This is a genomic window from Micromonospora sp. NPDC047527 (assembly GCF_040643015.1).
Classification (GTDB): Bacteria; Actinomycetota; Actinomycetes; order Mycobacteriales; family Micromonosporaceae; genus Micromonospora.
In genome coordinates this window covers 1,621,338-1,643,267 of record NZ_JBEYTK010000001.1, presented here as the reverse complement: position 1 = coordinate 1,643,267, position 21,930 = coordinate 1,621,338, and the positions used below count along the sequence as shown (strand labels likewise).

At 70.9% G+C, this 21,930-nt stretch carries 21 protein-coding genes; 8 read left to right on the top strand and 13 right to left on the bottom strand.

From position 1 onward, the window contains the following. Nucleotides 1–26: 26 nt before the first annotated feature. On the bottom strand, nt 27–911 hold the full coding sequence (locus ABZ808_RS07355) for an SGNH/GDSL hydrolase family protein (protein WP_357002152.1): 885 nt from the start codon (nt 909–911) through the stop codon (nt 27–29). 291 nt (nt 912–1,202) lie between these two features. Here ABZ808_RS07355 and ABZ808_RS07350 point away from each other — a divergent pair, with 291 nt between their 5' ends. Further along, nucleotides 1,203–2,786, top strand: coding sequence for a glycoside hydrolase family 43 protein (locus ABZ808_RS07350; protein ID WP_357002149.1), 1,584 nt, complete (start codon nt 1,203–1,205; stop codon nt 2,784–2,786). 140 nt (nt 2,787–2,926) lie between these two features. On the opposite strand, the gene ABZ808_RS07345 is transcribed toward ABZ808_RS07350, so the two are convergent. Continuing rightward, a complete protein-coding gene (locus tag ABZ808_RS07345) occupies nt 2,927–4,267 on the bottom strand; it encodes a hypothetical protein (RefSeq protein ID WP_357002146.1) in 1,341 nt (446 codons plus the stop codon). A gap of 668 nt (nt 4,268–4,935) precedes the next feature. Between ABZ808_RS07345 and ABZ808_RS07340 the strand changes: the two genes are divergently transcribed. Genes ABZ808_RS07340 through ABZ808_RS07330 form a run of 3 tightly spaced genes read left to right on the top strand, consistent with a single transcriptional unit; the run spans nt 4,936 to nt 7,854 of the window. Further along, a complete protein-coding gene (locus tag ABZ808_RS07340; RefSeq protein WP_357002143.1) occupies nt 4,936–5,943 on the top strand; it encodes an ABC transporter permease in 1,008 nt (335 codons plus the stop codon). A 40-nt stretch (nt 5,944–5,983) separates the two neighbouring features. After that, nucleotides 5,984–7,036, top strand: a complete 1,053-nt coding sequence (locus ABZ808_RS07335; protein ID WP_357002140.1) for an ABC transporter substrate-binding protein — start codon at nt 5,984–5,986, stop codon at nt 7,034–7,036. Further along, nucleotides 7,036–7,854, top strand: coding sequence for an ATP-binding cassette domain-containing protein (locus ABZ808_RS07330; RefSeq protein WP_357002138.1), 819 nt, complete (start codon nt 7,036–7,038; stop codon nt 7,852–7,854). The genes ABZ808_RS07335 and ABZ808_RS07330 overlap by 1 nt, the downstream gene beginning before the upstream one ends. 48 nt (nt 7,855–7,902) lie before the next feature. Here ABZ808_RS07330 and ABZ808_RS07325 read toward each other — a convergent pair whose 3' ends face one another. From ABZ808_RS07325 to ABZ808_RS07305, 5 genes are all read right to left on the bottom strand, one after another. Further along, nucleotides 7,903–8,595: a FadR/GntR family transcriptional regulator gene (locus ABZ808_RS07325; protein ID WP_357002135.1), complete on the bottom strand. Its 693-nt coding sequence runs from the start codon at nt 8,593–8,595 to the stop codon at nt 7,903–7,905. An 8-nt stretch (nt 8,596–8,603) separates the two neighbouring features. Then, on the bottom strand, nt 8,604–9,998 hold the full coding sequence (locus ABZ808_RS07320) for an enolase C-terminal domain-like protein (RefSeq protein WP_357002132.1): 1,395 nt from the start codon (nt 9,996–9,998) through the stop codon (nt 8,604–8,606). Nucleotides 9,999–10,291: 293 nt separating this feature from the next. After that, nucleotides 10,292–10,699: an arsenate reductase ArsC gene (locus ABZ808_RS07315; RefSeq protein WP_357002129.1), complete on the bottom strand. Its 408-nt coding sequence runs from the start codon at nt 10,697–10,699 to the stop codon at nt 10,292–10,294. Beyond that, complete coding sequence (gene arsB / locus ABZ808_RS07310) at nt 10,696–11,805, bottom strand: ACR3 family arsenite efflux transporter (protein ID WP_357002126.1); 1,110 nt, start codon at nt 11,803–11,805, stop codon at nt 10,696–10,698. Before arsB ends, ABZ808_RS07315 begins: the two co-directional genes overlap by 4 nt. A gap of 40 nt (nt 11,806–11,845) precedes the next feature. Next, the gene (locus ABZ808_RS07305; protein ID WP_357002123.1) at nt 11,846–12,220 is read right to left on the bottom strand and encodes a metalloregulator ArsR/SmtB family transcription factor; all 375 of its coding nucleotides are present in this window, start codon (nt 12,218–12,220) and stop codon (nt 11,846–11,848) included. Nucleotides 12,221–12,319: 99 nt separating this feature from the next. Here ABZ808_RS07305 and ABZ808_RS07300 point away from each other — a divergent pair, with 99 nt between their 5' ends. After that, nucleotides 12,320–12,817, top strand: a complete 498-nt coding sequence (locus ABZ808_RS07300) for an N-acetyltransferase family protein (protein ID WP_357002120.1) — start codon at nt 12,320–12,322, stop codon at nt 12,815–12,817. Between the two features lie 52 nt (nt 12,818–12,869). After that, entirely contained in the window at nt 12,870–14,279 is a 1,410-nt protein-coding gene (locus ABZ808_RS07295; protein WP_357002117.1) for an NAD(P)-binding domain-containing protein, read from the top strand. A 109-nt stretch (nt 14,280–14,388) separates the two neighbouring features. On the opposite strand, the gene ABZ808_RS07290 is transcribed toward ABZ808_RS07295, so the two are convergent. The 5 genes from ABZ808_RS07290 to ABZ808_RS07270 all read right to left on the bottom strand — a co-directional run bounded on the left by ABZ808_RS07290 (nt 14,389) and on the right by ABZ808_RS07270 (nt 19,036). Continuing rightward, complete coding sequence (locus ABZ808_RS07290; RefSeq protein ID WP_357002114.1) at nt 14,389–14,742, bottom strand: TraR/DksA C4-type zinc finger protein; 354 nt, start codon at nt 14,740–14,742, stop codon at nt 14,389–14,391. 38 nt (nt 14,743–14,780) lie between these two features. Next, entirely contained in the window at nt 14,781–15,998 is a 1,218-nt protein-coding gene (locus ABZ808_RS07285) for a ferritin-like domain-containing protein (protein ID WP_357002111.1), read from the bottom strand. Then, nucleotides 15,995–16,840, bottom strand: a complete 846-nt coding sequence (locus ABZ808_RS07280; RefSeq protein WP_357002109.1) for a PhnD/SsuA/transferrin family substrate-binding protein — start codon at nt 16,838–16,840, stop codon at nt 15,995–15,997. Before ABZ808_RS07280 ends, ABZ808_RS07285 begins: the two co-directional genes overlap by 4 nt. Next, nucleotides 16,840–18,009, bottom strand: a complete 1,170-nt coding sequence (locus ABZ808_RS07275) for an acyl-CoA dehydrogenase family protein (protein ID WP_357002106.1) — start codon at nt 18,007–18,009, stop codon at nt 16,840–16,842. Before ABZ808_RS07275 ends, ABZ808_RS07280 begins: the two co-directional genes overlap by 1 nt. A gap of 79 nt (nt 18,010–18,088) precedes the next feature. After that, a complete protein-coding gene (locus tag ABZ808_RS07270) occupies nt 18,089–19,036 on the bottom strand; it encodes an ion transporter (RefSeq protein ID WP_357002104.1) in 948 nt (315 codons plus the stop codon). Between the two features lie 255 nt (nt 19,037–19,291). Between ABZ808_RS07270 and ABZ808_RS07265 the strand changes: the two genes are divergently transcribed. After that, a complete protein-coding gene (locus tag ABZ808_RS07265) occupies nt 19,292–20,452 on the top strand; it encodes an epoxide hydrolase family protein (RefSeq protein ID WP_357002102.1) in 1,161 nt (386 codons plus the stop codon). An 88-nt stretch (nt 20,453–20,540) separates the two neighbouring features. Here the strand turns inward: ABZ808_RS07265 and ABZ808_RS07260 are convergent, their stop codons facing one another. After that, nucleotides 20,541–21,398: an SDR family oxidoreductase gene (locus tag ABZ808_RS07260; RefSeq protein WP_357002098.1), complete on the bottom strand. Its 858-nt coding sequence runs from the start codon at nt 21,396–21,398 to the stop codon at nt 20,541–20,543. An 87-nt stretch (nt 21,399–21,485) separates the two neighbouring features. Here ABZ808_RS07260 and ABZ808_RS07255 point away from each other — a divergent pair, with 87 nt between their 5' ends. Continuing rightward, nucleotides 21,486–21,890, top strand: a complete 405-nt coding sequence (locus ABZ808_RS07255) for a helix-turn-helix domain-containing protein (protein ID WP_357002095.1) — start codon at nt 21,486–21,488, stop codon at nt 21,888–21,890. The last annotated feature ends 40 nt before the right edge of the window (nt 21,891–21,930 follow it).

Below are 21,930 nucleotides of genomic sequence, written 5' to 3'. Positions count from 1 at the left end.
GGCGGGGCCGGTGGCGGCGTGTGCGGTCAGCTGTTCAGGGTGCCCAGCAGGGCGGTGGCCATGCCCTGCTCGCCACGGGCGTTGGGGTGGAACGGGGCCGCCGAGTTCTGTGGCACGAGGCCCTCGACCCAGCGGGTGCCGCTGCCCTTGCACGCGTCCCGGCCGATCGACGGGGTGTAGACGTCGGAGTAGGTGGCGCCGTTCGCGGCGGCCGTGCGGGCCAGCATGGAGTTGAGCGACTTCTCGATGGTCCGCAGGTACGGCACGTCCTGGTAGGCGATCGGCACGACGGGCCAGCAGCCGTAGCCGGTGTCCGGCACGATCGCCGGGTAGCCGAGCACCACGACCCGCGCGCCGGGAGCGGCCCGGCGGGCCGCCTGGAGCACAGCGGTCACCTTCGGCGCCGTGGCGGCGATCCTGGCCTGGAGTTGGTCGGTGCCTCCGGCCGTGTAGCGGTCCCGGCACGGCGACCCGAGTGGGCTGCTGAGGCTCGCCTCCGCGCAGTCCCCGATGATGCCCGCGAAGCCGATGTCGTTGCCGCCGATCTGCACGGTCACCAGGGCGGTGTTCGAGGTGACCGCGTTGATCTGCGGTGGGGTCGCGATGCCCAACTGGCCGCTGCCGCCGTAGAGGATGTCGTCGGTCGTGGCCCCGGAGCAGCTCACGTCGACGAACGACGACGAGCCCGCGGAGGCGGCGACAAGCGACGGATAGTTGCGGTTGGACCGTAGGCAGTTCAGGTCGACCTGGGTGGGGATCAGTGGGCCGGAGGTGTACGAGTCGCCGAGTGCGACGTAGCGGCCGGTGGGTGCGGCGGCGGTGGCGGGTGCGGCGGCGGTGAGCAGCACGCCGGCGGTCGCCGCGGCGAGTGCGGTCAGCCGGAGGGCTGCCCGCAGGAGGGGACGGTTCATGGCGCCTCCCAGAGGCATCGCGGTGGTGGTGCCAAGATCCTCACCCGATGACGCCGTCACGAATATAGACATTCGTCCATAAAGATTGTCGGCTATGGCTCTGGCGCGATGGCGCGCTGGTGTTGCGGGGATACTTCGGGCACGTGTCATCGGTCCCCTTGACAGCCGATGTGAGCGATAACACGATGGCCTTCACGTTCGCGATCCCGGCTGGGCAGAACGCGCCCACGGCGCGGCTGTTCGGCGAGACCCCGTTGACGAGCACCCCTCGACCGACCCGGAGCCGCACCTATGGACTTGACACTGGATGACGTGGCGGTGGCCGGTACCGTGCCACCACCCCGATCGAAGACGATCGAGGTCGTCGGCAAACTGCCGGGCGAGCACAACCCGTTGATCGGGCACAAGTTCGGTGCCGACGGCTTCGGCTTCGTGCACGACGGCCGGGTGTACCTGTACCTGACCAACGACACCCAGGGCTACGCCCCGGATCCGGTCACCGGCGTCTCGCCGGCAATCAACTACGGCGACATCAACCAGATCACGGTGATCTCCTCCGAGGATCTCGTGAACTGGACGGACCACGGCGAGATCCAGGTCGCGGGCCCGGACGGGGTGGCACCCTTCACCGCGAACTCGTGGGCGCCCGGCATCGCCAGGACGATGGTCGACGGCGAGGAGAAGTTCTTCCTCTACTACGCCAACAGTGGCGACTCCACCAACGTGATCACGGGTAGCACCCCGCTCGGCCCGTGGACCAGCGAGCGGACGAGCACGTTGATCAACGACAGCACCCCCGGTGCCGTGGACGTCGCGTGGAAGTTCGACCCGACGCCCTTCGTGGACGACGACGGCCGGCCCTACCTCTACTTCGGCGGCGGCCCCGCGTCGACGGGCATGCCGCCGGCCGAACGTTTCAACAACCCGAAGAACCTCCGGGTCATCGCACTCGGCGACGACATGGTCTCCACCGAAGGGGCGGCAGTGGTGGTCGACGCCCCCGTCGCCTTCGAGGCGGGCCATGTGTTCACGCGCGAGGGCAGGTACTACTTCTCGTACTCGTCGCACTTCGGCGGGAGCGACTTCGGCGGCAGCCAGCAGCCGCTTCCCGGCTACCCCGATGCCGGCCAGATCGGCTACCTGATCTCCGACGACCCGATGTCGTGGCCGAAGGAGACCTACGCCGGCGTCCTGTTCCCCAACCAGTCCCAGTTCTTCGGCGCCGGCACCGGTGGCAACAACCACCAGTCGGTGTTCGAGTTCGAGGGGCGGTACTACTTCACCTACCACGCCCCGACGCTGAACAAGCGCATCAACGGTGACACCACCCAGGGCTACCGCAGCCCGCACATCCAGGAGTTGACCTTCCGCCCGGACGGCACCATCGAGCAGGTCGTCGGCACGTACGCCGGTGTGGACCAGGTCCGCCACTTCGACCCGTACCGCGTCTTCGAGGCCGAGACCTTCGGCTGGAGCAAGGGTGTCTCGACCGCGAAGGCCGACCGCCCCTCCGCGCAGTTCGACGCCGCGGCACCGAACCTGGTGGTCCGCGACATCCACGACGGCGACTGGACGGCGCTGTCGTCAGTGGACTTCGGCGATGACGGTGCACGCAGCGTCACGGCCACGGTGTGGGCCCTCGCCACCGGCGCCCGGATCCAGGTCCGGCTGGATGTTGTCGACGGTCCGGTGGTCGGCACGATCGCGGTCGACAGCCCGGCCGGTCAGTGGGCCGAGGTACGCGCGGAGTTGACGGGCGTCAGCGGCGTGCACGACGTCTACTTCACCTTCAGCGGCCCGGCCGGAGCCGAACTCTTCGAGATCGACTCCTGGGCCTTCGAGGCGGCCACCGCGCCCAGCCCGAGCTGCCGGTGACGATCAGCGCGCAGGTGCCGTGACTCGCGCCCGAGCCCATCCGAGCCACCGGCCGTTGCGCGCACGACGCACGCCGATCGCGACGACAGCGGCTCCCCGGGCGACGTCGCCCGGGGAGCCGCACATCGCCTGTCGGGGTGTCAGCCGCCAGCCCCGGCGGGCTTGGCCTGGCCGAGCAGCCAGCGCAGGATGCTGCTGTCCTCGTAGGTCGGCCCGAACGCGGCGTGGTAGTCCGGCAACAAGAACGCCGAGTCGGCGTACTCGGTGTAGCGGACAAGGTTCGCGGCCTGCTCCGGGCTCTTGCCCCGGGCCTGGTACGCCTGCCGCAGCAGCGTGGAGGAGTTCCGCGCGCCAGTGACGTTGAGCAGGTGGTCGTGCTCACCGTGGGTGATCCAGACCGGCACCTCGCCCGCGGCGATCGCGTTGGCCTGCGTGGCGTTGACGGGGAAGCCGCCAGTCACCAACCCGCCCGCGAACAGGCCCGGACGCTTGGCGAACGCCTCCCACAGCAGCTGGGAGCCGTACGAGACGGTGGTGGCGTACACCCGGCGGGTGTCCACGGGGAACTGACGGACGAACTGGTCGAGCAGCTTCACCAGCAGGTCAGCCTCGGCGGCCCCACCCACCCGCTGATGCTGCGGCGCCAGGACGATCACGTCCTCGGAGCTGCCGGTCCAGCTGGACTGCAGCCACGCCGTCGCCGGGATGTCGGCGGCGAGCTGGACGCCGAGGTTGTCACCGTCCCAACCCATGCCGTGCCCGGGCAGGACGAGCATCAGCGGGTACGTGCGGCCGGGCTGGTAGTTCTTCGGCAGGTGGTAGTGGTAGGGCAGCACCATTCCACCACTGAGGAACGAGCCGTAGGTGAACTCGTCGACCAGCTTGTTGACCGGCTGCTCGGTGACCGGGCGGGACTCGCGCGGTGTGGCCCTGGCGAGCACCGGCCCCTTTCCGGCGCCCTTACCGGGCTGCGCGTGCACGTCCTTGCGCTGCACGACGCGGGTGGGCAGCTCGGGATTGACCTTCACTGTGCACAGGAAGGTGGGGCACTTGGAGACGATGACCGTCCAGCCGCCGGTGTCGGCGGGGTTCAGCTCCACGATGACGTACCGGCCGGGTGCCGACCGCTGGTCGGTCCGGGTGTTCGGCGCGTCGTTCGTGTAGGTGTGGGTGATGGTCCGGTCGGCGAGCTTCGGCAGGTCCTCGATCGGGTTGAAGCGGAAGTTGTAGATGGTGTCGGCGACCGTGAAGGTGGTGTTGTCGAGGGTGCGGGGGTTGACCGTCGCGCCGTACTCGATGGCCACGGCGGAGACCTTCTGGCCGTACGTGTAGACCGTGGTGATGGGGGTGATGCTGCGGATCCCGTCTCCGCTGCCGTGGGCCGGGCCGGTGCCACCGCCCGTGGCGGCGTAGGCGGTGCCGGAGGCGACGGTCAGGACGAGGGCGGCGAGAAGCGGGACCAGTCCTCTTCGCAGTCTCATGCGAGTCCTTTCTCGAGCGGGCACCCGTCTCTGGTGTTCGACATCGAGAGGGGGACGGGCGAGTGCCCGCTAAACTGATTTAGCAGAGCATGATTGCCGCTCCTGGTGAGAGTCAATACCGAGCCGGAAATCGGCGCCCCCGGCCCTCGGCTGCCGCCGTCTCCGAGAGTGCGACGGCCGCGACGCGCCGGGTTGTCGGGCATCGAGCGGGGACGCGGACGGCATGCCGTGGCGGAACATCGCCTGTTATCGATAACATGCGCACTGGGAGTCGCCGGGCCGGCCACCCTGCGACGGGTTCGGGCATGAGGCGTTACCGCTAACAGGGCTGCCGGGAGTCGCTGCACGGCGATGCCGGTGCGTCCGGCGTGGGCTGCCCGGCGCATCAGGCGGTCCCGTGCTGCCCGCCGACAAGGGCTGAGCGAGTTTGATCAGACGTATGTGCTCCGAAACGCGAGCGGCGACGGCAAAACATGGCGGCAGTACCTTGGCAATGCCGACGAATCCGTGGCATGGTAACGCCTGATCAACCGAAACATCTGATCTATCGCGTAGGTGTGGGGCCGTGCGTGACTTCCTGAGGAGGTCCGGTTGCTGATGAGTGCTCGGTTCACCGGCGAGGCCGTGCCCGGCGTCGGCGAGTCGGTCGGGAAAGGTCGGTCCCGACGATGAGCGCCGCCGAGGCAACCCCGTCGGCACGGGGCGGCGTGCTCACCGACCGGCTCCGTGAGCGGGTCTCCCACGCCGTCGCCGAGTTCACCGCCGCCACCGCGCTCGTCGTCCTGTTCGTCGCGCTGAGCGTCGCGAGCCCGTACTTCCTGACGGCGGACAACCTGTTCAACATCGGCGCGCAGACGGCGGTGATCGCCATCATCGCCGCAGCCCAGACCATGGTCATCATCACCGGGGGCATCGACCTGTCGGTGGGATCGGTCGCCGCGCTCGCCGGTGTGACCGGGGCGATGGTCGTCCGTGACCTGGGTTTCCCGCTGCTGGCGGCGACAGCCGTCGCGATCGGCGTCGGTGCGCTGGCCGGGCTGGTCAACGGCCTGCTGGTGACCGTGGCCCGGATTCCCCCGTTCATCGCGACGCTGGGAACGATGTCCGCCGGTCGTGGCCTGGTCTTCATCATCACCGGAGCCGTCGGGGTGTACGGACTGCCCCGGTCCTTCCAACTGCTCGGCAACGGTGAGATCGCCGGCATCCCGTTCGCCGTGGTGATCACCGCCGTCGTCGCCGTGGGGGTCGCGTTCCTGCTTTCCCAGACGCGCTTCGGCCAGTACACGTACGCGATGGGCTCCAACCTGGAAGCGGCCCGGCGCTCGGGCATCCGCGTGGGCCGCCACCTGACCGGCGTCTACGTCCTGGCGGGCGTCCTGGTCGGGCTGGGTGGCATGATCGCCGCCTCCCGGGTCAACTCCGGCCAGCCGAACTACGGCATCTCGCTGGAACTCGACGTCATCGCCGCCGCGGTCATCGGTGGCGCCAGCCTCTTCGGAGGCCAGGGTCGGATCGTCGGAACCATCATTGGCGCCTTCCTCATCGCGCTGGTCCGCAACGGCGCCGTCCTGCTCGACATCAGCATCCACTACCAGCAGGTGATCGTCGGCGTGATCATCTGGGCCGCCGTCTACTTCGACCAGTACCGCCGCCGGCGGCTGGAGTCCCGGGGCTGACCCGCTTTTCCCGCAGTCCGACAGAGGAAGGACGCACACCATGGCACACACCACCACCAGCCGGCGGACCCGAGGACGGCGCCTACGCGCGCCGGCCCTGCTCGCCGCCGCTGCGGTCGTCGCCCTGCTCGGCGCCTGCGGCGGGGTCGAGGTCCGCGACGGCGGCGACGGCGCGTCGACCGACGCCAGCGGTCCGCTGAAGCTCGCCGTCGTGCCCAAGGCCGTCGGCGCCGACTACTGGAACACAGTGAAGGCCGGCGCCGAGTGTGCCGCCCAGCGCGCCGGTGACGTCACTGTGCTGTGGGACGGCGTGACGACCGAGACGGACGTCGAGGGCCAGGTCAACCTGATCCAGAACTTCGTCACCAGGAAGGTCGACGGCATCGTCTACGCGGCCACCGACTCCCGGGCGCTGGCGCCGGCCACCGAAAAGGCGCTCGGCGCGGACATCCCGGTCGCGATGATCGACTCCGGCACCAGCCCGCAGCCGCCCACGGTGCCGCTGTTCGCCACCGACAACCGCGCCGCAGCCGGTGAGGCGGCGAAGTTGCTCGCGACAGAGTTGGGCCCCGGCAACCACGAGGTGGCGCTTGTCGAGTTCCAGCCGGGGTCGCAGACCAACACCGAGCGGGTCGAGGGCTTCAAGAGCGGCCTGGCCGGATATCCCAACCTGAAGCTGGTCGGGCAGCAGCCCAGCCGCAGCGACGTCAACGAGGCACGTCGGGTGACCGAGAACATCCTGACCGCCAACCCGAACCTCGCCGGGGTCTTCGCGGCCAACGAGCAGAGCGTGCTCGGCGCCGCCCAGGCCATCCAGGCGGCGAACAAGTCCGGCAAGGTCGTCATCATCGGTTGGGACGCCGCGCCCGACGAGATCGCCGGGCTGCGCAGCGGCCAGATCTCGGCGCTGGTCGTGCAGAACCCGTTCAAGATGGGTTACTTCGGCGTCGACAAGATGGTCAAGCACCTGCGCGACGAGGCGCCGCTGGCGTCGGCGGACACCGGCGTCACGTTCGTCACCAAGGCCAACATCGACTCCGCGGAGGTCAAGGCCGTACTCGAACCCAGCTGCGCCAACCCGCCGGTGCAGTGATGGCGACCAGTCCCTCGGCGGTCACCGACGGCGAGCACCGGCGGATCCCCGACGAGCCGCCGGTGCTCGAAGCCCGTGGCATCGTCAAGCGGTTCGGCCACGTCGAAGCGTTGCGCGGCGCTGACTTCACCGTCGGCAGGGGCGAGGTCGTCGCGCTCATCGGCGACAACGGCGCCGGCAAGAGCACGCTGATCAAGACGCTGTCCGGAGTGCACACACCCGACGAGGGCGAAATCCGGGTGGGCGGCGTTCCGGTCCGGTTCGCCACCCCCGTCGACGCCCGCCGCGCCGGCGTGGAGACCGTCTACCAGGATCTCGCAGTCGCCGACGACCTCAGCGTCGCCGCCAACCTCTACCTCGGCCGGGAGATCCTGCGGTCCGGGCCGCTGGGCCGGCTGGGGCTGCTCGACAAGCGCGCCATGCGGCAGGGCGCCGCTGCGGCCCTCGACCAACTTGGCGTACGGATCCCGCGGGTCACCACCCCTATCGCGATGTTGTCCGGTGGGCAGCGGCAGTGTGTCGCTGTCGCCCGGGCGATCATCTGGGCGACCAACGTGGTCATCCTCGACGAGCCCACCGCGGCGCTCGGCGTCGTTCAGACCGCCCGGGTGCTCGATGTCGTCCGGCGTGCCCGCGACGCCGGCATGTCGGTGGTGCTGGTCAGTCACAACATGCCGCAGGTGCTGGAGATCGCCGAACGGGTGGAGGTGCTGCGTCTGGGTCGGCGGGCCGCCCGGCTACGCGCCGACGAGGTCACCACCGACGACCTGGTCGCGGCGATGACCGGGAGCACGAGCGTCGAGCGGGACGAACGGTGAAGAACGCAGCCGGGAGGGGGCGGGCACCCGGCGGGCTCGACGCCCGCCTCACTCCTCGGGCAACCCCTGCAACGACTCCTCCACCCCGATCAGATGGTTGGCCATCCGGATGCGCGCCCGCTCCGGGTCGCGTGCCACGAGGGCCTTCAGGATCGCCACGTGCTCGTCGTGGGTACGGCGGTCGGCGCCCTCCTCGTGCAGGCTCCGCCAGAGCCGCCCCCGCACGGTGCGCCCGGCGAACGCCTCGATCAGACCGGTGAGCACCGGGTTGTCGGCGTGCACCGCGATGATCCGGTGGAAGGCGATGTCAATCTCGATGATCCGCTCGTGGTCCTGCGGCGACTGACCGACGATCCGGGCCGCCTCGTCGAGCAGTTCCTCGGCCTGGGCCAGTGCCTCGTCGGTGATCCTGGTCGCCGCCAGGCGGGCCGCCTCGCACTCCAACAGGCGGCGAACGGTGTGGATGTGCCGAGGGTCGCCCTGGCCCTGGAAGTCGACCACGAAACCCATCGGGGCCAGCAGTTGCGGCGCGTCGAGGTTCGTGACGTACGTGCCGTCGCCCTGGCGGATGTTGACGATGCCGAGGATCGACAGCGCCGACATGCCCTCGCGCAGCGACCCGCGCGAGACACCGAGCGACTCGGCGAGGTCCTTCTCGATGGGCAGTCGGTCACCAGGCTTGAACGACCCCTCAAGGATCATCCGCTTGATGCCGTTCACCACCTCGTCGGTGCGAGACATGGCACCTCCTAGCGGGCGGCCGGGGTGGCTGCTCCACCCGCGACGACGTACGGCTCCGGAGATGACACGGTAGCCGGCCCCGCTGCCGCCCAGTAGTGGCCGTCGGGGAACCGGTAGAGGGCGACCGACTCCGGGCGCATCCGGGTGGAGTAGCCGGGCATGCTGGGCAGGACGTAGCCGCTGCCCGAGCCGGTGTCCCGCACGACACACGGATCGGTGAAGTGCTCGTGCAGGTGGTCGACGAACTCGGTGACCCGCCCGGTGAGATCACCGGAGATCGCGACGTAGTCGAGCACCGAGATGTGTTGGACCATCTCGCACAGCCCGACACCGCCGGCGTGCGGACACACGGGGACGCCGAACTTCGCGGCGAGCAGCAGCACGGCGACGATCTCGTTGATGCTGGCCAGCCGGCCGGTGTCCAACTGGCAGAAGTCGATCGCCCCGGCCTGGAACAGCTGCTTGAACATCACCCTGTTGTGGCAGTGCTCCCCGGTGGCGACGCCGATGGGGGCCACGGCACGGCGGACGGCCGCGTGCCCCAGGATGTCGTCGGGGCTGGTCGGCTCCTCGATCCACAGTGGTTCGAAGCGGGCGAGTGCCGTGACCCACTCGATGGCCTGCCCGACGTCCCACACCTGGTTGGCGTCGATCATCAGGTGGCGGTGCGGGCCGAGGATTTCCCGGGCGATCCCGCACCGGCGGATGTCGTCGTCGAGGTCGGCGCCCACCTTGAGCTTGACGTACCCGTAGCCCGAGTCGACCGCCTCCTGGCACAGCCGACGCAGCTTGTCGTCGCCGTAGCCGAGCCAACCCGCCGACGTCGTGTACGCGGGGTATCCGGTGCGGGCCAGCTCGGCCAGCCGATCGGCCTTCGTGCTCTCCTGGGCGCGGAGGATGGACAGGGCCTCGTCCCGGGTCAGCGCGTCGGAGAGATAGCGCAGGTCGGCGATGTCGACGAGCTGCTCGGGGGACATGTCGGCGAGCAGTCTCCACAGTGGCTTGTCGGCGACCCGGGCGACCAGGTCCCACGCCGCGTTCAACACGGCCGCCAACGAGAGGTGGATGACACCCTTCTCCGGGCCGAGCCATCGCAACTGCGAGTCGGAGGTGAGGTGACGGTAGACCGCCCCCATGTCGGCGGCCATCGCGGCCACGTCCATGCCCACCAGTCGGTTGGCCTGGTGCACCGCCGCCGCAGCGACGATGTCGTTGCCCCGGCCGATGGTGAAGGTCAGCCCGTGACCCGCCAGCGGCGCACCCGCGCTGTCGACGCCGTCGGTGTGCAGGGTGACGTAGGCCGCCGAATAGTCGCCGTCCTTGTTCATGGCGTCGGACCCGTCGGCGGTCAGCGAGGTGGGGAAGCGGACGTCGTCGACGGTGACGGCGGTGATCTGCGGCATGCGCTCCTCGCCCGACTCGACAAAAGATCGGATGATCAACCGGAGTATACGGACGCGTTGATCCGGGCGTCAACGGCACTTGACCACTCCCGGCCCCATGAGGAGCGCAGATTGTGGGAGCCATTCGTTACGATCATTGACTCGATACATCACATCTTTGTAGATTTCTCAGCACGTGCGGCCGCCGACCTGGGCTGCGGGCCGCCACGTTGCCCAGACGCCGGTGGTCATCTGGAGGCGGAGCCGGCCGGCACCCCGTATCGCCGAAGCGGCGTGCCGACCCCTCCTGCCGATCAGGCGGTCGTGCGCAGGTCGACGATGAGTCGCTGCACCCGGGCACGGATCTCGTCGCGGATCGGGCGGACGGCATCGACGCCCCTGCCGGCCGGGTCGTCGAGCTTCCAGTCCTCGTAGCGCTTGCCGGGAAAGACCGGGCAGGCGTCGCCGCAGCCCATGGTCACGATGATGTCGGACGACTCGGCGGTGGCGTACTCCAGGATCGTGGGGGTCTGGTCGGCGATGTCGATGCCGACCTCCCGCATGGCCTGCACGACGGCGGGGTTGACCGTCTCGGCCGGGGCTGAGCCGGCCGAGCGGACCTCGATGCTGTCGCCGGCGAGGTGGCGCAGCCACCCGGCGGCCATCTGCGAACGGCCGGCGTTGTGCACGCAGACGAACAGGACGCTGGGCTTGTCGCTCACGGGGTTGCCTTTCCGGTCAGGGGTGTCTCGGAGTCGGTGCTGAAGTAGCGGCGGCGCGCCCACAGGGCGACGTAGACGAGCCCGACCAGGACGGGTACCTCGATCAGCGGGCCGACGACCCCGGCGAGCGCCTCGCCGGAGGCGACGCCGAAGGTGCCGATCGCGACGGCGATGGCGAGTTCGAAGTTGTTGCCCGCGGCGGTGAACGCGAGTGTGGTGGTCCGCGCGTAGCCGAGACCGATGGCCCGGCCGAGCGCGAAGGAGCCGGCCCACATGAGGGCGAAGTAGACCAGCAGGGGCAGGGCGATGCGGACCACGTCGACGGGCCGGCTGGTGATGGCCTCACCCTGTAGGGCGAACAGGATCACGATGGTGAACAGCAGCCCGTAGAGGGCGGCGGGGCCGATCCTCGGCAGGAGGCGGTTCTCGTACCAGTCACGGCCCCTGGCGCGTTCGCCGAGGCGGCGGGTGAGGTAGCCGGCGAGCAGTGGGATGCCGAGGAAGACGAGCACGTTGCCGGCGAGGTCCCAGGCCGAGATCGTCAGTTCGGCGCCGGGCAAGCCCAACCAGCCGGGAAGCGCGGACAGGTAGAACCAACCCAGCAGGCCGAAGGCGAGGACCTGGAAGACCGAGTTGAGCGCCACCAGGACGGCGGCGGCCTCGCGGTCGCCGCAGGCGAGGTCGTTCCAGATGATGACCATGGCGATGCAGCGGGCCAGGCCGACGATGATCAAACCGGTCCGGTACGCCGGCTGGTCGGCCAGGAAGATCCAGGCCAGGGCGAACATCACGGCGGGGCCGACGAGCCAGTTGAGGGCCAGCGAGGCGATCAGCAGTCGACGGTCGCCGGTGACGGTGTCGAGCCGGTCGTAGCGGACCTTGGCCAGCACCGGATACATCATGATCAGCAGACCGATCGCGATCGGCAGTGAGATCCCGCCGACCGCCACCGCGTCCAGGGCGCTGTTCAGGCCGGGAACCAGGCGGCCGAGCAGGAGCCCGGCGAGCATGGCCAACCCGATCCAGACTGGCAGGAGCCGGTCGAGCCGGGAGAGTCGGCCGACCACCACGCTCTCGGTCGGTTGGGGCCGCAGGGTGGTGTTCACGGGTGCTCCGGTCGGTCGGCTGGTGTGCGACGGTCGTCGGTCACGACTGCGTCGGCTCGATGGCGAGCAGTGCGGCGAGCTGGCGCAGGAGGGCCGGCCGTGCCCGGTAGTAGACCCAGGTGCCCCGACGCTCGGCGTCGACGAGCCCCGCCTCGCGCAGCGTCTTGAGGTGGTGCGAGATGGTCGGACCGGTCAGGTCGAACGCCGGGGTGAGGTCGCAGACGCAGATCTCCCCGCCCTCGGCGGAGGCGATCATCGACATGAGCTGTAGCCGTACCGGGTCGCCCAGGGCCTTGAACGCGGGGGCGAGCACGGCCGCGGTCTCGGCCGGCACGCGGCGCTCGGTCAGGGGCGGGCAGCACGGCGCGTCCACGGCCGGGTCGACGGGTGCGAGGGGGGTCGACTGTTTCGACATTCCTCTAGCTTGACGGTTATCTAAACAGTGTGCAAGTGTTTGATTCGACGGACGTCAAGACAGGTGTCCGATCGTGGCCGACCCGAACGGAGCCTGCCGATGGCCGACATCAGCGTGCGTCCCATGGCCGACGCCGACGCCGACCGTGTCCTGGCGATCTATCAGGCCGGGTTGGACGCGGGCAACGCCAGCTTCGAGGTCACCGCGCCGACCTGGGCCGCGTTCGACGCCACCAGGCTGACCGCGCACCGCTTCGTGGCGGTCGACCGCGTCGGCACCGTGTGCGGTTGGGTCGCCGTGTCGCCGACCTCGACCCGCGCGGTCTACGCGGGCGTGGTCGAACACTCGGTCTACGTCGACCCGGCCGCCCAGGGGCGGGGAATCGCCCGGCTGCTGCTCGACACGCTCATCGCCTCGACCGAGGCCGCCGGCATCTGGACGATCCAGTCCGGCGTCTTTCCCGAGAACGCCGCCAGCCTGCGCCTGCACCAGCGGGCCGGGTTCCGCGTCGTCGGCGTCCGCGAACGCGTCGGCCGTCACCACGACCGCTGGCGGGACGTCGTCCTGCTCGAACGCCGCAGCCCCACCGTCACCTGACGCGCCAGCCTGCACCTGCCCGACCTGACAGCTTCCCGTGAAGGAGTTCCTGATGAGTGCCCTGGACAACCTGCCCGTCGTGGTCATCGGCGCCGGCCCCGTCGGCCTGGCCGCCGCCGCCCACCTGCACGAGCGCGACCTGCCGTTCCTCGTCCTGGAAGCCGGGCACGCCGCCGGCGCCGCCGTGCGGCAGTGGGGGCACGTACGGGTGTTCTCCCCGTGGCGCTACAACATCGACCCGGCCGCCCGCGGAATCCTGGACGAGGCCGGATGGATCGCCCCCGACCCCGAGGCCCTGCCGACCGGTGCCGAACTGGTCGACGACTACCTCCAGCCGCTCGCGCAGTCACCACAGCTCAAACCGCACCTGCGCTACGGCGCCCGGGTCGAGGCCATCAGCCGCCTCGGCCTGGACCGGCTGCGCAGCGCCGGGCGCGACACCACCCCGTTCCTCATCCGCCTCGCCGACGGCGACGAACTGCTGGCCCGCGCCGTCATCGACGCCTCCGGCACCTGGCGCACCCCGAACGTCCTTGGCGCGTCCGGCCTGCCCGCCCGGGGCGAGGCCGACGTGGCCGCGTACCTGGAACACGCGCTTCCGGACGTGCTCGGCGTCGACCGGGACCGGTTCGCCGGGCGGCACACCCTGGTCGTGGGCGCCGGCCACTCGGCGGCCAACACCCTGCTGGCCCTGGCGGACCTGGCCGCCCAGCAGCCGGGCACGCAGGTGAGCTGGGCGATCCGGACCGACTCGCCGACGCGGACGTACGGCGGCGGGAGCGCCGACGCCCTCCCGGCGCGCGGCGCCCTCGGATCGCGCCTGCGCGAGCACGTCGACGCCGGCCGGATCCGGCTGCTCACCGGGTTCTCGGTGCACGCGCTCACCCCGGCCGACGGGCGCGTCGCCGTGGTCGTCCGGCACGCCGACGGCGGCGAGGAGACGGTGCTCGCCGATCGCGTCGTCGCGGCCACCGGCTTCCGTCCCGACCACTCGATCGCCGCCGAACTGCGCCTCGACCTGGACCCGATCATGGGCGCCACCCGGGCGCTGGCCCCACTGATCGACCCGAACGAGCACTCCTGCGGCACCGTCCCGCCGCACGGCGTCGACCAGCTCACCCACCCCGAGCCCGGCTACTACGCGGTCGGCGCGAAGTCCTACGGTCGAGCGCCGACGTTCCTCATGGCCACCGGTTACGAACAGGCCCGCAGCGTCGTCGCCGCCCTCGCCGGGGACTGGGCCGCCGCCCGGGACGTCCAGCTCGACCTGCCCGAGACCGGCGTCTGCAACAGCAACCCCGTCGACTCGGCGACCGACGGCGGCTGCTGCGGGCCGGCGCCGTCCGCCGAGCCGACCGGACGCGGGCTGGCCACCGGGATTTCCGGTGGTCTGCTGGCCACCCCGCTCACGCTCGTCGCTGTACCCACCGACGCCCAGGCCGGCGGCTGCTGCGCCAGCTGACACCCCCCTCGGTGCCCGCCAACCCGGCGGGCACCGAGGATCCCGCCGCCGCCGGGCGTCGTCGGCCGCGCGCCGCCGCCAGCCGGGCGTTGCCGTCGGCCGCGCGCCGTCACCGCCGGCTGGCGCAGGCCACGCAGGTACGCGCCGAAGGGCGGGCGGCGAGGCGTTCGTCAGGAATCGGGCGGGAACAGCGCTCGCACACGCCATAGCTGCCGGCGTCGAGGCGTTGCACCGCGACGTCGAGTTCGGCCAAGCGTTGACGGGCCGCGGCCAGGACCGCGGTGAGTTGTGCCCGTTCGAACGCGATCGTGCTGCCCTCGGGGTCGTGCTCGTCGTCGGCGTTGGACGACCGGGACGCCTCGAAGAGGGCCCGCAGGTCGCCGTTGAGCGCACGCACCTGAGCCTCGGTGGCGTCGCGCAGGCCCAGCAGTTCCGCGCGGGTCGCGGAGAAATCCCTGTTCATGGCCAGTCCACGGTACGCCTGCCCCGTCTGGTACGCGGCTACATGAAGTTGCGGGTGTGCAGGACGGAGAGCGCCGCCGCCTCGTCGGGCCGGAAGCCCAGCCGCACCAGCCGACGCTGGCGGCCCTGGTCCATCGCGGCCTGCAGGTCCCGCACCCGGCCGAAGCCGACGGCTATCTCCTCCGGGCTCCACCCGCCGGCCGCGAGCAGCACCAACGCGTCAAAGACGTCCGCGTTGAGCCCGGCGGTGTCCACCAGCGCGTCGTGGCGGCGGTGGATCGCCGCGCGCAGCCGGTCACGCAGCAGCGGGTCCACGGTCGCCTGGTGCTCCAGATGCGCCATGCCGAACACCACGTGCCGGCGTTCGTCCTGCATCGCCAGCCAGCAGATCCGGCGGGTCACCGGGTCCGGTGCGTGCTGTTCCAGGAACGAGAGCAGGTCGACGAAACTGCCCTCACCGAGCACGGACAGCAGGAACGAGGCAAGCGCGAAGTCCGACTCGGCGACGAGGGTGAAGAGCGACTGCCGGCCGCCGGCCGACGACGTGCCCAACTCGGCGCCGCGCAGCAGCGCCCGCCGGCTGAACACCTCCATGTGTCGAGCCTCGTCGGCCATCTGCACGGCGAGGAGCTGCATCACCTCGCGGAAGTGTGGGTGGATGCGACCGACGAATCGCGCCGGCACGACGAGTGCGGCCTGCTCGTTCTCGACCAGGTAGGTCATCACCTGCACCACCGCCGCCTCGACGTCGGGCGGCAGCGCGAACGTGTCGTCCCAGGGCACCGCGGTCTCCGGGTCCCACTGCCGCGCGGCGGCCTGCGCGTAGAGCTTGGGCGCGACGTCGGCCCAGACCAGATCCCGGTCGTCCAGGTCGAAGCGCGCCTCCGGGCCGCCGGCTTCGAGCAGCGCGCCGCGGGCACCGAGACCCCACCGTGGCGGTGGGTGGCTGCTGAGCGCCGAGGGCAGGGCCGGCCCGGCCCGTTCCGCGCCGAACCAGCGGTCGTCGACAGCCGAGCCGCGTACGACCACCGCGACCAGTTCGCTCCGGTCGGCTGGAGCAGGCCACTCGACCCGGTGCCCCCGCTGCCGGCACCAGGGCGGCAGATGCACGGCCAGGGTCGGGTCGTGCCCGGAGACCGCCAGCCGACCACCCGGTGCGAGCCCGCCCAGGGCGCGTTGCACGAGCAGGTGCGCTCCCTGACCGAAGCCCAGACCGCCCAGGTGAAGCTCGGCGTCGGCGGGCGGTGCGGTGCTCACGGCCGATAGCCCGTGGCCGTCACCCGTCCGTCCGGGGCGTAGAACCCGCTCGCGTCGACCGCCCTGGCGAGGGCGTCATATCCCGTGGTGCGGCCGTCCTCCCAGGCGGTCAGCCCTTCGAGGTCGAGCAGTGGCCGTACCTGCGGGTCGGCGTACGACATGCCACGCAGCAGCCTGCCGAAGAGCGCGACCCCGACGGACGCCGGCTCGCGGACCGTCATGTTGCAGTGGTCGTAGCGGGCGGTCTGCGCGACGATCCGGGTGCCGTCGGGCGCGAGCGTGCCCTCCTGGACGAAGACCAGGTGGTTGGCGTCGATCATGCAGGCGGCGTCGACCTCCCCGGCCATCAGCGCCCGCGCGGCGTCGCGTTCCCCTCCGATGTGGTCGCCGTGCAGACCGACGCCGACGTCGAAGCCGCGCACGTCGACCTGGACCCCGGCGGCGGCAAGGTGGCCCAGCGGGATCAGCGTCGCCTGTGGGCTGTCCACGGCTCCGACGGCGACCACCCGGCCGGCGAGATCCGCGACCTGCCGCACGGGCGACTCGGCGCGCACCACCACGACCGAGGTGAGATCCCGGTCGGTGTCGCGCATGGCGAGCGCGCGGACGGCGGTGCCGCCGGCCCTCGCCATCCGCTCGGCCCGCAGCCAGGCGAGCGGCGAGTTCCACGCCGCGTCGATCCGGCCGGCGACGAGGTCCTCGACCTGGCGCTCGTAGTGCGAGTAGAGGACGAAGTCGAAGTCCAGGCCCTGCCCGCGCAGCCAGGTGCGGAAGCCCTCCCAGATGGTCACCACCTTGGGGTCGTACGCGACCGCGCCCATCAGGACCGTCGGCGCGGGCATCAGCGGTTGACCTCGTCGAGCAGCGGCAGCCCGGTGGCGACGCGACCGACGAAGTCGTACAGCGCGTCGGTGGTCGGCGCCATCACCCGGGCCGCGCGGGAGTCGCGGAACCGGCGCTCCAGGCCCAGCTCCTTGCGGAACGCGCTGCCGCCGCAGAGCTGCATGGCGCCGTCGGTCACGTCGGCGGCCGTCTCACCGGCGAGCGCCTTGACCTGCAACACCCGCAGCATCGCGTCGTCGCGGCCGGTCTCCAGCGCGGTGAGGGTGTCGCCGAGGAACGCGCGCAGGGCGTCGGTGCGGATCATCAGCTGGGCGAAGGCGCGCCGCGTCACGGGCGCGTCGCGCAGGGCCGCCCCGGTGTGCGTGAGCGTGGTCCGGGTGAGGTGCCGGCCGGCCTCGGTGACCGCGCTGCTGGCGAGGCCGAGGCAGAATGCGGCGTTGAGCACCAGGAACCAGGGCAGGACCACGCTCAGCGCGGTGTCGAGGCCGGCGCCGTCGGCGGCCAGCATCGCGTCAGCCGGGACGTGGAGGCCGTCCGCGGTCATCGGTCGGGATCCGTTGCCGCGCAGGCCGAGCCCGTCGAAGTCGCCGGTGACGCTGAGGCCGGCGCGGTCGGCCGGTACGAGCCACAGGGTCATCGGACCCGCCCCGGGGGCCAGGGGGAGGCTCGACCACACGTAGCTGTTGACCTCGCCGGCCGAGGTGACCCAGCTCTTGCGGGCGTCGAGCCGGACGGTGCCGTCGTCGGCCGCTGTCGCGCTGCCGGTCGGCGACCAGAAGTGGCTGCGCGAGCCGAACTCGGAGAAGGCCAACGTGCTCAGGTGACCGCCTCCGGCGATGGCCGTACGCACGTCGCGGGGACCGTGCGCCTCGATGACGGCGGTGGCCGCGTAGTGCATGAGCACCACCATCGCCGTGGACCCGCACTCGGCGGCCAGCCGTTCGATGACCCCGGCGACCGCGCGCATGCCCTGCCCGCCGCCGCCGACGTCGGTCGAGGACGCCAGGCCGAGCAGGCCGGCCGCGCCGAGGGCGTCGACGCCCTGGCGGGGAAAGACCCCATCCCGGTCGACGGTCGCCGCCTGGGGTCGGATCACGTCGTCGATCAGAGCGCCGAGGGTGGCCGTGGTGTCGGTCGTGGAGTGGGTGGCGTCGACAGGGGCCGTCATGCGGGTGTCCCTTCAGCTCAACCGGTGGGACCGACGCTGAGACTATCCAACCTGACGGCTACTGCGCGAGAGTGTCGGATCACCGTCTGGTGTGGCTGCCGTCGCGGTGCGGGCGGACGGGCCCGTCCTCTCGGTCGATGCGCAACTCCCGCTCCAACTCGGCGATGACCGCCCGCAGGTCGTCCAGCCGCTGGGTGAGCGCGATGCGGTCGACCTCGTCCGGTACGCCGTCGCCGTCCTCGTCGTAGTCGGGGGCCAGCCGCTCGGTCATCTCCAACCGGCGCGCCTCCTCCATCGAGTTGACGATGACCGCGATGAGGATGTTGAGCAGCAGGTTGACGGTGATGAGCACATAGCTGACGTAGTAGACAAGCGTCCACGGCGAGAGGGCCATGCCCTGCGAGATCAGGTCCGGCAGGGTCTCCAGCGACAGCAGCACGAACAGCGTGAGCAGCGACCGGCCGATGTCGCCGTACGCGTCGGGGTAGGTGCTGCCGAAGATCAGCCAGCCGGCCATGCCGTACACGTAGAGCGTCACCACGGCCAGGGCGAGGAACCCTGCGACGCCCGGAAGGCTGCGCCACAGGGCGGAGACGATGGTACGAAGGCCCGGCGAGAACCGCACCAGCCGCAGCATTCGGGCGACCCGCACCACACGCAGCAGTGCGGAGTCGCCGTGCAGGCCCGGAATGAAGATCGCCGCGATCACCACGAAGTCGAAGATGTTCCAGCCGTGCCGGAAGAAGTCCTGTGGTCGGCGGCCGTAGGCGGCCACCCGAATGCCGATCTCGACGACGAAGAACGCGCGGAAGGCCAGCTCCAGCGAGTGCAGCAGGGTGCTCGCCGAGGTCAGTTCGTCGTACGTCTCCAGGCCGAGGACGATCCCGTTGGCGAGGATGACGATGACGATGACGATCTCGAAGGGGCGCGACCGGGCGAGCCGGTCGCAGCGGTCAGCCCATCGGGGCCGGTGGTGCGGGGACGAGGCCGGCGTGCCCCGCTGCGCGGGCGCGGGTGCTCCACTCACCAGCCGGCCGACCGGGTGGCGTGTTCGGAGGCCGTTGGGCGGGCACACCCGTGGCCGTCATGACGGCGGTGCGAGGGGCGTCCGGGCATGTCCACCAGACTAGGCCAAGATCAACCCCCTCGTGGTGAGCACTTCTCAGGCAGTGCCGTGGCCGGTAACATGCGAGTCGCTTCCCTTGCAGCCATCGGGCGAGCCGATCTGGCGAGCTGACCTGGGGAATGTGGATCTCATCCGTCCCAGGTCACGGAGGCCCTCATGTCGTCCCTGCCACAAGCGGTGCCATTCACCATCGACGTCCCCGACGACCTGCTCGCCGACCTGGCCGAGCGGTTGGCGCGCACTCGTTTCCCCCGCCCCACCGCGAGCGGGTGGCGTGCAGGCACGGATCCGGACTACCTCCGCGAGTTGGTGACGTACTGGCGCGGCGACTTCGACTGGCGTGCCAGGGAACGCGAACTCAACGCGGTGCCGCACTACATTGCCACCCTGGACGACCGGAGCGTGCACTTCGTGCACCTGCGCGCCGCGGCCTCCGGCGACACCCGCTCCCCGCTGCCGCTGGTGCTCACCCACGGCTGGCCCAGCAGCTTCGTGGAGATGTTGCCGCTCGCGGCGCGGCTGGCCGATCCCGCTGCCTACGGCGGTGAGCAGGCCGACGCCTTCGACGTCGTCGTTCCGTCCCTACCCGGCTTCGTGTTCTCGGACCTGCCGACTCACGGCCTGGTGACCCCTCCGGTGGTTGCTGACCTATGGGCACGGCTGATGACGGATGTCCTGGGCTACTCCACGTTCGGCGCGTACGGCGGTGACATCGGCTCTCACGTCACCGGCTTTCTCGGCGCCCGGCACCGGCAACAGGTGGTCGGGATCCACACCCACCATCCGAACCTGCACCCGGTTCTCGACGACGCCCACCCCTTGTCCGTAGCCGAGGATGCCTACCTGAAAGCGCGATCGAACGAGCACGATGGCAGCGACGACGGCTACGCCGCCATCCAGAGCACCCGACCGGACACCCTCGCCGCGGCCCTGCTCGACTCTCCCGCCGGCCTGGTCGCCTGGATCGTGGAGAAGTACCGGGCCTTGAGCGACTGCCACGGAGACCTCGAATCCCGTTTCAGCAAAGACCTCCTCCTCACCGTCGCCACTCTTTACTGGGCGACCGGGACGATCGGCTCGTCCTTCAGGCCCTACTACGACGACTCCCGGACTCCGACTCTCGGGGCTGTCGACGTGCCAGCAGGAGTCCGGCTCACCCCGGAGGACCGGGACTACCCCCGCGAGTACGCCGAGCGCGTTTACCGTGACCTGCGCCAGTGGCGCGGCCCGACCCGGGGAGGCCACTTCCTGCCCCTGGAGGAGCCCGACCTGCTCGCCGCCGACCTGCGAGACTTCTTCCGACCGCTGCGGGCGTAAGCGCCAGCCCGGATTTCCGGAAGGCGCGTCGGCGGCACGATCAAACCGCCGCCCGTCGGTGCTCGCCGACGTGACCGGCGGTCGCCGGTTACGCGTGCGCGGCCCGGATGGCGTCGCGCAGCGGGGTGCTCGGGCGGCCGATCAGTCGGCTGAGGTCGTCGCTGTCGGTCGCCAGTTCGCCGATGGCGATCGAGTGGTCGAGGGCGGCGACGAACCCGGCGGTGCCGGCGTCGAGGCCGACGGTCTCCAGCGTCGAGGCCAGTTCGGCGGGGGAGAGGTCCCGGTGGACGACCGTGGTGCCGGTGACCTCGCTGACGGCCGCGGCCAGTTCGTCGAAGGTGAACGCGGTGCCGCCCAACTCGTAGACGGTGTCGCCGTGCTCGTCGCGGGTGAGCGCCGCCGCCGCTGCGGCCGCGTAGTCGGCGCGGGTCGCGGCCGAGACCTTGCTGCCGCCGGTGGCGCCGAGGATCGTGCCGGTCTGCAGGTACTGCGGCAGTTGGTCGGTGTAGTTCTCCGTGTACCAGCTGTTGCGCAGCACGGTGTGGGACAGGCCCGAGGCGGCGAGCACCTCCTCGGTGGCCCGGTGCTCGGGCGCCAGCGGGTTCGTCGTGGTGTCGGCCTTGAGGATGCTGGTGTAGATCAGGCGCCCGACGCCGGCGAGCTTGGCCGCGTCGATGACCGCCGTGTGCTGGGCGACGCGCTGACCGGGAGTGTCGCCGGAGATCAGCAGCAGCCGGCGTACACCGGCCACGGCGCCGGGCAGCGTGGCCGGATCGTCGTAGTTGGCCTGGCGGATCTCCACACCCCGCGCGGCCAGGTCGGCGGCCTTCTCCGGAGTGCGGACGACGGCGGCGATCTCGGCAGCGGGCACGCCGGTGTCGAGCAGACGCTCGATCACCAGACGGCCCAGTCGGCCGGTGGCACCGGTGACGGCATAGGTGGGCACGGCAACCTCCATGGGGCGGTGACGATCCGAAAGCACTTACTAATCTATAGCACCAGGCCAGGAGTAAGCACGAGGTAGGCTGGTGCCGTGACCGACCGGCCGTCCCCGGACCCCGCAGGGCCTACCCAGGAACTCGTCAGCGATGTCTTCGCGCGCGGCTGCACCTCCCGCGCCGTCTTCGAGGACGTCACCTCGAAGTGGGCGTCGCTGGTCCTGCTGGCGCTGGGCGAGGGCCGGTACCGGTTCAACGCGCTGCGCCGCCGTGTCGACGGGGTCAGCGAGCGGATGCTCTCCCAGACCCTGCAGGCTCTCGAACGCGACGGCATGCTGACCCGCGAGGTCCTCACCACGATTCCGCCGCGTGTCGAATATTCGCTCACCCCGCTCGGCGCCCGCGTCGCCGAGCGGCTACGGGGTCTCGCCGACCTCCTGGAGAGCGCGGTGCCCGAGTTGCAGTCCGCACGTGACGCTCACGAGCGCGCCCGGGGCTAGCCCTCGCGCGTTCGGGCTGGTGGGGCCGAGCGCCGCGACC

Excerpts from the sequence above, each read along its gene's own strand:
- ABZ808_RS07355 (WP_357002152.1), bottom strand. The coding sequence starts at position 911 with ATGAACCGTCCCCTCCTGCGGGCAGCCCTCCGGCTGACCGCACTCGCC.
- ABZ808_RS07350 (WP_357002149.1), top strand. The coding sequence starts at position 1,203 with ATGGACTTGACACTGGATGACGTGGCGGTGGCCGGTACCGTGCCACCA.
- ABZ808_RS07345 (WP_357002146.1), bottom strand. The coding sequence starts at position 4,267 with ATGAGACTGCGAAGAGGACTGGTCCCGCTTCTCGCCGCCCTCGTCCTG.
- ABZ808_RS07340 (WP_357002143.1), top strand. The coding sequence starts at position 4,936 with ATGAGCGCCGCCGAGGCAACCCCGTCGGCACGGGGCGGCGTGCTCACC.
- ABZ808_RS07335 (WP_357002140.1), top strand. The coding sequence starts at position 5,984 with ATGGCACACACCACCACCAGCCGGCGGACCCGAGGACGGCGCCTACGC.
- ABZ808_RS07330 (WP_357002138.1), top strand. The coding sequence starts at position 7,036 with ATGGCGACCAGTCCCTCGGCGGTCACCGACGGCGAGCACCGGCGGATC.
- ABZ808_RS07325 (WP_357002135.1), bottom strand. The coding sequence starts at position 8,595 with ATGTCTCGCACCGACGAGGTGGTGAACGGCATCAAGCGGATGATCCTT.
- ABZ808_RS07320 (WP_357002132.1), bottom strand. The coding sequence starts at position 9,998 with ATGCCGCAGATCACCGCCGTCACCGTCGACGACGTCCGCTTCCCCACC.
- ABZ808_RS07305 (WP_357002123.1), bottom strand. The coding sequence starts at position 12,220 with ATGTCGAAACAGTCGACCCCCCTCGCACCCGTCGACCCGGCCGTGGAC.
- ABZ808_RS07300 (WP_357002120.1), top strand. The coding sequence starts at position 12,320 with ATGGCCGACATCAGCGTGCGTCCCATGGCCGACGCCGACGCCGACCGT.
- ABZ808_RS07295 (WP_357002117.1), top strand. The coding sequence starts at position 12,870 with ATGAGTGCCCTGGACAACCTGCCCGTCGTGGTCATCGGCGCCGGCCCC.
- ABZ808_RS07290 (WP_357002114.1), bottom strand. The coding sequence starts at position 14,742 with ATGAACAGGGATTTCTCCGCGACCCGCGCGGAACTGCTGGGCCTGCGC.
- ABZ808_RS07280 (WP_357002109.1), bottom strand. The coding sequence starts at position 16,840 with ATGCCCGCGCCGACGGTCCTGATGGGCGCGGTCGCGTACGACCCCAAG.
- ABZ808_RS07275 (WP_357002106.1), bottom strand. The coding sequence starts at position 18,009 with ATGACGGCCCCTGTCGACGCCACCCACTCCACGACCGACACCACGGCC.
- ABZ808_RS07265 (WP_357002102.1), top strand. The coding sequence starts at position 19,292 with ATGTCGTCCCTGCCACAAGCGGTGCCATTCACCATCGACGTCCCCGAC.